General features: G+C 64.6%; 6 protein-coding genes. All 6 read right to left on the bottom strand.

What is annotated here, in order from left to right:
* Nucleotides 1-85: 85 nt before the first annotated feature.
* Entirely contained in the window at nucleotides 86-934 is an 849-nt protein-coding gene (locus tag RJ1_RS37225; RefSeq protein WP_073368185.1) for a 3-hydroxybutyryl-CoA dehydrogenase, read from the bottom strand.
* A 263-nt stretch (nucleotides 935-1,197) separates the two neighbouring features.
* Nucleotides 1,198-2,211: a glucose-6-phosphate dehydrogenase (coenzyme-F420) gene (fgd, locus tag RJ1_RS37220; RefSeq protein ID WP_073368182.1), complete on the bottom strand. Its 1,014-nt coding sequence runs from the start codon at nucleotides 2,209-2,211 to the stop codon at nucleotides 1,198-1,200.
* Nucleotides 2,212-2,251: 40 nt separating this feature from the next.
* Nucleotides 2,252-3,253 carry a class II fructose-bisphosphatase gene (glpX, locus tag RJ1_RS37215; RefSeq protein ID WP_073368179.1) on the bottom strand — a complete coding sequence of 334 codons (1,002 nt, stop codon included), beginning with the start codon at nucleotides 3,251-3,253 and terminating at the stop codon, nucleotides 2,252-2,254.
* Nucleotides 3,250-4,200 (bottom strand): phosphogluconate dehydrogenase (NAD(+)-dependent, decarboxylating), encoded by a 951-nt coding sequence (gene gnd / locus RJ1_RS37210; RefSeq protein WP_255284935.1) that lies wholly within the window; start codon nucleotides 4,198-4,200, stop codon nucleotides 3,250-3,252. The genes glpX and gnd overlap by 4 nt, the downstream gene beginning before the upstream one ends.
* 54 nt (nucleotides 4,201-4,254) lie before the next feature.
* A complete protein-coding gene (locus tag RJ1_RS37205; protein ID WP_073368173.1) occupies nucleotides 4,255-5,685 on the bottom strand; it encodes an aldehyde dehydrogenase family protein in 1,431 nt (476 codons plus the stop codon).
* Between the two features lie 82 nt (nucleotides 5,686-5,767).
* Nucleotides 5,768-7,234, bottom strand: coding sequence for an aldehyde dehydrogenase family protein (locus RJ1_RS37200; RefSeq protein ID WP_143048847.1), 1,467 nt, complete (start codon nucleotides 7,232-7,234; stop codon nucleotides 5,768-5,770).
* Between the last annotated feature and the right edge of the window lie 228 nt (nucleotides 7,235-7,462).

The raw sequence follows: 7,462 nt of genomic DNA, 5'->3' as shown, positions 1-7,462 counted from the left end.
ATTGCGGGGTGGGAAATATGGGCACTCGATTGCTGCCGGTGCCGGGACTGATTCTGGCCGCCCATTTCTCGACGAGCGGTCTGGACTATGTGTAGGAGTAGAAACCCTGGCCGGTCTTCTTACCGAGACGACCGGCATCGACCATGCGCTGTAACAACGGCGGCGGGCTGTGCTGTTGCTCCCGGAACTCAGTGTGCAGCGATTCGGTGATCGCGAGTACGACATCGAGGCCGATTCTGTCGCACAGTGTCAGAGGTCCAACAGGATGGGCACAGCCACTGGTCATGCCTTCGTCGATATCCTCCCGGCCGGCGAATCCGGATTCGAGCATCCTGATCGCACTGACCAGGTACGGAATCAGCAGGGCATTGACCACGAAACCTGCCCGGTCCCCCGAGCGGATGGTCCTTTTCCCCAACCGCTCTTGTACGTAGGTAGTGACGTGGTCGACCACGTGTTCTGCGGTGGAAAGACTGACAACGATCTCGACGAGCGGCAGAACGGGCACCGGGTTGAAGAAGTGGACGCCGATCACCCGCCCGGGGTTTCGGGTGGCGTTTGCGAGCCGGATGACCGGAATGGCGGAGGTATTTGTTGCCAGAATTGCCGATGGACTGACGATGTCGTCGAGGGTGCGGAAGAGGTCGAGCTTCACGGCTTCGATCTCGGGAGCGGCTTCGATCACGAGGTTGTGGTCCGCGAAGTCTTCTATACCGAGTGTGACGTTGATTCTCGCGAAGATGTCTGCCGAGGCATGGTTGTCGAGTCGCCCCGACTTGACGGCACGGGCAAGGGACGACTGGATACGGTCCGTTGCGGCATTGGCCGAGGTGGTGTCGCGCTCGAGGATGGTCACTGAATCACCTGCTCGTGCAACTACTTCTGCTATCCCTGCGCCCATTGTCCCGCCGCCGATGACGCCCACTCTCTTCACGTGATCTCCTTGGTGTTCATGCTGGTCGAGCGTCTGGATCGGCTCTGGGGGCATAGGTAGTTGGATGCCGCTGAAAAGTCGTACAGCGGCGCACCAGGCCTTGGCGACGTACGGCCCAGGTGAGTGGTGGGAATTTCCAGCCACTCTGTAGGGCCGAACACCTGGTGCGCCGCCGACGGTCATCGCACTGTCTATGGCTGGACGTGTGCGGTGACGGTCACCGCGGTGTCTGTCTGGACGGTGCGGTGACGGGCTGGGGTGAGTTAGCCGAGCCTGCGCAGCCGGGGCGCCAGGTCACGCTCGAACAACTCGAGGAAGCGCTTCTGATCGTGACCGGGAGCGTGGAAAACCAGGTGGTTCAGCCCTGCGTCGATGTAGGGCTTGATCGCCTCGACCACTTCGTCCGGGTCGGCGCCCACGATCCACCGCTTCGCGACCTGCTCGATGGGGAGCGCATCCGCGGCGGCCTCCATCTCGATCGGGTCGGTGATGTCATGTTTCTGCTCGGGTGTCAGGGACAGCGGCGCCCAGAATCGGGTGTTCTCCAGTGCCTGTGCGGGATCGGTGTCGTAGGAAATTTTGATCTCGATCAGGCGATCGATGTCCTCGACCTTCCGTTCGGCTTTCTGCGCGCCCTCGGCGACGGCTGGCATCAGCTTGTCGTTGTAGAGCTCCATGCCCTTGCCGGAGGTGCAGATGAATCCGTCACCTGCACGACCGGCGTAGCGGGCGACGACCGGACCGCCTGCCGCGATGTACACCGGAATGCCCTCTACGGGTACGTCATAGATCGAGGCGCCGGTGGTGCGGTAGTACTGACCTTCGAAGTCGACCCGGCCACCCTGCCATAGTTCGCGCATGAGTTGCACGGATTCGCGCAGGCGGGCAAAGCGTTCCTTGAAATCGGGCCAATCGCCTTCGAACCCGGTCGCGATCTCGTTGAGCGCCTCCCCGGTGCCGACCCCGAGCATCACCCGTCCTGGATAGAGCAGGCCCATCGTGGCGAACGCCTGCGCGATGACTGCGGGGTTGTACCGGAATGTCGGTGTCAGAACCGAGGTGCCGAGCTGGATCCTTGTGGTCCGCTCACCGACGGCCGTCATCCACGCCAGGGAGAACGGGGCGTGGCCACCCTTGTGCCGCCACGGCTGGAAGTGGTCGCTCACCATGGCACTGTCGAGTCCATGACTTTCGGCGAGCACCGAGAGTTCGACCAGTTCACGTGGGCCGAACTGTTCCGCCGACGCCTTGTACCCGAGCTTGAGTTCTGCGGTCATGTGCGTTTCCTGCTTTTCTGTGTCTGTAGGAAGTGGGTCGTCAGCCGTGGAAGTCCACCGCGGAGTACTCACGGAGTTTGTTCAGACTGTGTCGCCCGTCGATCATCCGGACCGTGCCGGACTTGGATCGCATGACGATCGACTGGGTGGAGGCTCCGCCGGCGGCGTATCGCACTCCGCGGAGAAGGTCACCGTCGGTGACACCCGTCGCGCAGAAGAACACGTTGTCTCCGGAAACGAGATCCTCGGTATGAAGCACCCGGTCGAGGTCGTGGCCCGCGTCGATCGCTCGCCGGCGTTCGGCATCGTTGGTGGGTGCGAGCCGGCCCTGGATCGCGCCTCCCATGCATCGCAGGGCCGCTGCTGCGATCACCCCCTCGGGGGTGCCGCCGATCCCCAGCAGCATGTCCGGTGCCGAACGTGGATCCGCGGCCGCGATGGCGCCGGCGACATCGCCGTCCGCCAGCAGTTGGACCCTGGCTCCGGCGTCTCGCACGGTATTGATGAGGTCGCCGTGGCGGAGCCGGTCGAGTACGGCCACTGTCACGTCCGAGACCGACGACTTCTTCGCTCGTGCCACCCGACGGATGTTCTCGTGGACCGGCGCGGTGATGTCGATGACGTCGGCGGCATCGGGACCGACCGCGATCTTCTCCATGTAGAACACCGCAGACGGATCGAACATCGTTCCGCGCTCGGATACCGCGAGCACGGCGATGGCATTGGACATTCCCTTGGACATCATCGTCGTGCCGTCCACCGGGTCGACCGCGACATCGCACTCGGGACCGTCACCGGTTCCGACGCACTCACCGTTGTAGAGCATGGGGGCCTTGTCTTTCTCGCCCTCGCCGATCACGACGACTCCGCGCATGGACACGGAATTGATGAGCTGCCGGATCGCGTCCACTGCGGCGCCGTCGCCGCCGATCTTGTCGCCCCGTCCCACCCAGCGTCCAGCGGCCATCGCGGCTGCTTCCGTCACGCGAACCAGTTCGAGGGCGAGATTGCGGTCCGGCTTCTCCCGGCGGCTCACGGTCATCGGGCCGCTGCCTTCACCTGATCGAGTGCAGCGTCTTCGCTGCTCGTAGAGTGCCCACCGAACTGATTCCGCAGGGCGGAGACCGCCTTCATCGACGGTGAGGACTCCTGCCTGCTCGCGAACCGGGCGAAGAGTGCAGCCGAGATGACCGGTACCGGAACGGCATTGCGGATGGCCTCTTCGACGGTCCACCTGCCTTCTCCGGAGTCTTGGGTCCAGCCGGAGATCCCGGACAGGTCGGGATCGTCTTTGAGGGCGCGCACGAGGAGGTCGAGGAGCCACGATCGCACCACGGTGCCACGGCTCCAAGCCTCGATCACTGCCGGGACGTTCTCGACGAGTTCCGTGGCCTCGAGCAGCTCGAAGCCCTCCGCGTACGCCTGCATCAGGCCGTACTCGATCCCGTTGTGCACCATCTTTGAATAATGGCCTGCTCCAACGGGTCCCGCGTGTACGAAGCCTTCGCTGCGCGGGCCTTCGGGGCGGAGGGCGTCGAAGAGCGGCATCGCCCTGTCGACGTGCTCCTCGGATCCGCCCACCATCAACGCGTAGCCGTTCTCGAGACCCCAGATTCCGCCGGACACACCGCAGTCGAGGTACCCGATCCCTCGCGCGTCGAGCGCTTTCGCGTGGTGGATGTCCTCGCTGAAGCGGGAGTTGCCTCCTTCGATGACGAGGTCGCCCGGGGAAAGCGCCTGTGACAGGTGCGTGATCGTCTCCTGCGTCGGCGCACCCGCCGGCACCATCACCCAGACGATGCGCGGTGAGGGGAGTGCCTCGACGAGCGCGTCGATCGACGACACGTCGGAGCTGTTGACGTGTGGGTCGTAACCGAGGACCTCGGTGCCCGAACGGCGGAGCCGTTCGCGCATGTTGAAGCCCATCTTTCCCAGCCCGATAAGCCCGATCTGCATAGCGTGGAGCCTTTCCGAATCGACAGAGCACAACCGGTGTGGGAGGCCGAGCCCCGTGGGACGAGTGCTCGACCTCCCGTGGGTGTGTCAGTTCTGGTTGTCCCCGAAGATGGCCTTCACCTCGAGGAAGTCCTCCAAACCGAACTTGCCGAATTCACGGCCGTTGCCGGACTGCTTGTATCCACCGAACGGTGCATTGGCGGCCAGCGGGGCACCGTTGAGGTGCACCATTCCGGTCCGCATCCGCCGTGCGACCTTCCGTGCACGTTCGGGGTTGCCGGAAGACACCATGCCGGCGAGCCCATATTGCGTGTCGTTGGCGATGCGCACCGCGTCGTCCTCGTCTTCGTAGCCGATGAACATCATCACCGGCCCGAAGATCTCCTCCTGCGCGATCGTCATGTCATTGGTGACGTCGGCGAAGACGGTGGGCTTGACGAAGTAACCCTCCTGCAGCCCGTCCGGGCGGCCGGTGCCACCGACAACGAGCCTGCCGCCCTCGTCGATGCCCTTCTGGATGAGTCCCTGGATCTTGTCGAACTGTGCCTGCGACACCACCGGACCGACCGTCGTGCCCTCCGCATCCGGCGCTCCGACGACGATGGTGGCCGCGGCCTTCTTTGCGATCTCCACAGCCTCGTCCATGCGATTCGCGGGGATGAGGATGCGGGATCCGGCGTTGCAGGACTGACCCGAGTTCACCACCATTCCGGTGACGTCGCGGGTGATGACGTCTTCGAAGTCGGCGTCGTCGAGCACGATGTTCGCCGACTTGCCGCCGAGTTCCTGGGCGACGCGCTTGACCGTCGGTGCCGCGTTCTTGGCGACCTCGACGCCGGCCCGCGTCGACCCGGTGAACGAGACCATGTCGACTTCGGGGTGCGCGGACAGTGCCGTTCCCACGGTCAGGCCGTCACCGTTGACGAGGTTGAACACGCCTGCGGGAACCCCGGCTTCGTCCAGGATCTCGGCGAAGATGATCGCGTTCAGGGGCGCGATCTCCGACGGTTTGAGCACCATCGTGCATCCGGCTGCGAGGGCGGGTGCCACCTTCGCCACGATCTGGTTGAGCGGCCAGTTCCATGGGGTGATGAAGGCGCAGACGCCGACCGGCTCACGCACCACGGTCGTGGTGTCGATCTTTTCCTCGAACGGGAAGTTCTCGAGGGCGTCGAGCGTCGCCATGAAGTGCCCGAGACCTGCCGGTGCCTGAGCAGCCTCCGCGAGGCCGGTGGGCGCTCCCATCTCGCTGGTGACGGCGGCCGCCAGGTCCTTCATGCGGCGCTGGTACACCTCGATGATCTTCTTCAGCAGGGCGATGCGCTCGGCCGGGGTGGTCGAGGCGAAACTGTCGAACGCCGTGCGTGCGGCGGTGACTGCGAGGTCAACGTCCTGTTCGTTGCCCATCGCGATGGTGGCGATCGGCTTCTCCGTCGCCGGGTTGATCACCTCGAGCGTCTTCGAGCCGATCGGGTCTACCCAGGTGCCGTCGATGTAGAACTTCTGAGTGTGGTCCATCGTTTTCCTCCGTCGAAGCGTTGGTTGTTCTGAAAAGTGCTGGGGCCAAGCGGTTGAATTCGAAAATGTGCGATCGCCCCCGTCAGTTCGGCGATCTGAGATAGACCGTTTTGGTGGTGGTGAAGAACGTGCGGGCAGCCTTTCCCTGCTCACGATTCATGCTGCTCGAGGCCTTGACCCCGCCGAACGGGACGTGCGGCTCCACACTCGCCGTCTCCCGATTGATATGCACCAGGCCGGAATTGATGCGGCGCACGAACTGCATGGCTTTGGAGATGTTCGAGGTGAACAGCGAGGCCGACAGGCCGAACTCGGTGTCGTTCGCCGCGGCGAGGGCTTCGTCGAAATCCTCGACCTCGGTCAGGACGAGCACCGGGCCGAAGATTTCCTCCCGCACGAGTCGGCTGGACTGGGCCACACCGGTCAGTACCGTCGGTTCGAGGAAGCAGCCCTCACCGTCTGCCTTGCCACCGAGAAGTATGTCCGCACCCTCCTCGTGCGCGAGCCGAAGGTACTCGACGACGGTGTCGCGTTGCTCCGGTGAGGACATCGGCCCGATGTCGGTGGCCTCATCGTACGGGTTGCCCACCACCAGTCGGTTCACCTGGGCGAGCAGCAGTTCGCGGAATTCCGTGGCCACCTGGCGCTGAACATAGACGCGACTGGTGGCCGTGCAGCGCTGTCCGGCCGCCAGCATGGCTCCGCGAACGACCTGCACGGCCGCGTCCTCGAGGTCGGCGTCCGCCAGCACGATGGCGGGGTTCTTGCCGCCGAGTTCGAGTTGCACCTTGACGTTGCGGTCTGCGACCGCCTCACGGAGGCGGACACCGACACCGTTGGATCCGGTGAAGGTCAACGCCGCCAAGCGGTGGTCCCCGGTCAACGAACCGGACAGGGAACGGCCCTTGCCGGTGACCAGATCGAGCACACCGGCCGGCAAACCCGCCTCGGCGAAAATCTCGGTGAGCAACACCGCGCTGCCCGAGGCCACTTCGGCCGGCTTCCACACCACGCAGTTGCCGAATGCGACTGCGGGAGCGATCTTCCACGTCGGAATCGCGAACGGAAAGTTCCACGGCGTGATGGCGCACACGATCCCGAGGGGTTGCTCGACGGTGAGCAGAACGGTCTCGGGGTCTGCGCTCGGGTAGGTCTCGCCCGAGGGCTGCAGCAGATCGCCGGCGTAGTAGCGCAGGATCGCAGCGCTGCGCAGCACCTCGCCGCGGGCGTCGCGGATGGCCTTGCCCATGTCGGCGGTGAGCCGGCGAGCGGCCGTCTCGACCCTGGCCTCGAGCAGGTCGGCTGCTCGGCGCAGGACGTCGGCGCGTTGGACGGCAGGTGTGGCCGCCCATCCCGGCTGGGCCTTCTCGGCCGCGTCGTAGGCGCGGCGGACGTGAGCGGGAGTCGCCGCCGCGAAGGTGCCCGACGGGCGATCTGTCTCGTACGGCTCGAATCGTTTAAATGTCTGTTCCGAGGTGCACCACTCGCCATCGATGAAGAGTGTCGCGGCGTCGTCGAGGAGCGTTGCAGACGCAGAGGTGTTGGACATGGTCACCTGACCTGGGGCATGGAAGGAGTCGAACGTGGGACTGCAGGACTTTCACCTGCATCAATGGTGCGTGAAGGCATCGGATTGGGTGTGTCGCGTCCGGGAATCCCGCCGGGGTGTCCGAGCCGGAGCGTCATCGCGGCGATCGGGCCGGCCGAGGCGCTCGGGGAATCGTGGGTCGTGAGGTTGTCAGGGGCATTCGGCATGTGATGGGATGACCTCCCGAGT

The organism is Rhodococcus jostii NBRC 16295 (assembly GCF_001894825.1).
Taxonomy (GTDB): Bacteria; Actinomycetota; Actinomycetes; order Mycobacteriales; family Mycobacteriaceae; genus Rhodococcus_F; species Rhodococcus_F jostii.
The sequence above is the reverse complement of the archived record's forward strand: the minus strand, read 5'-3'. Positions and strand labels throughout refer to the sequence as shown.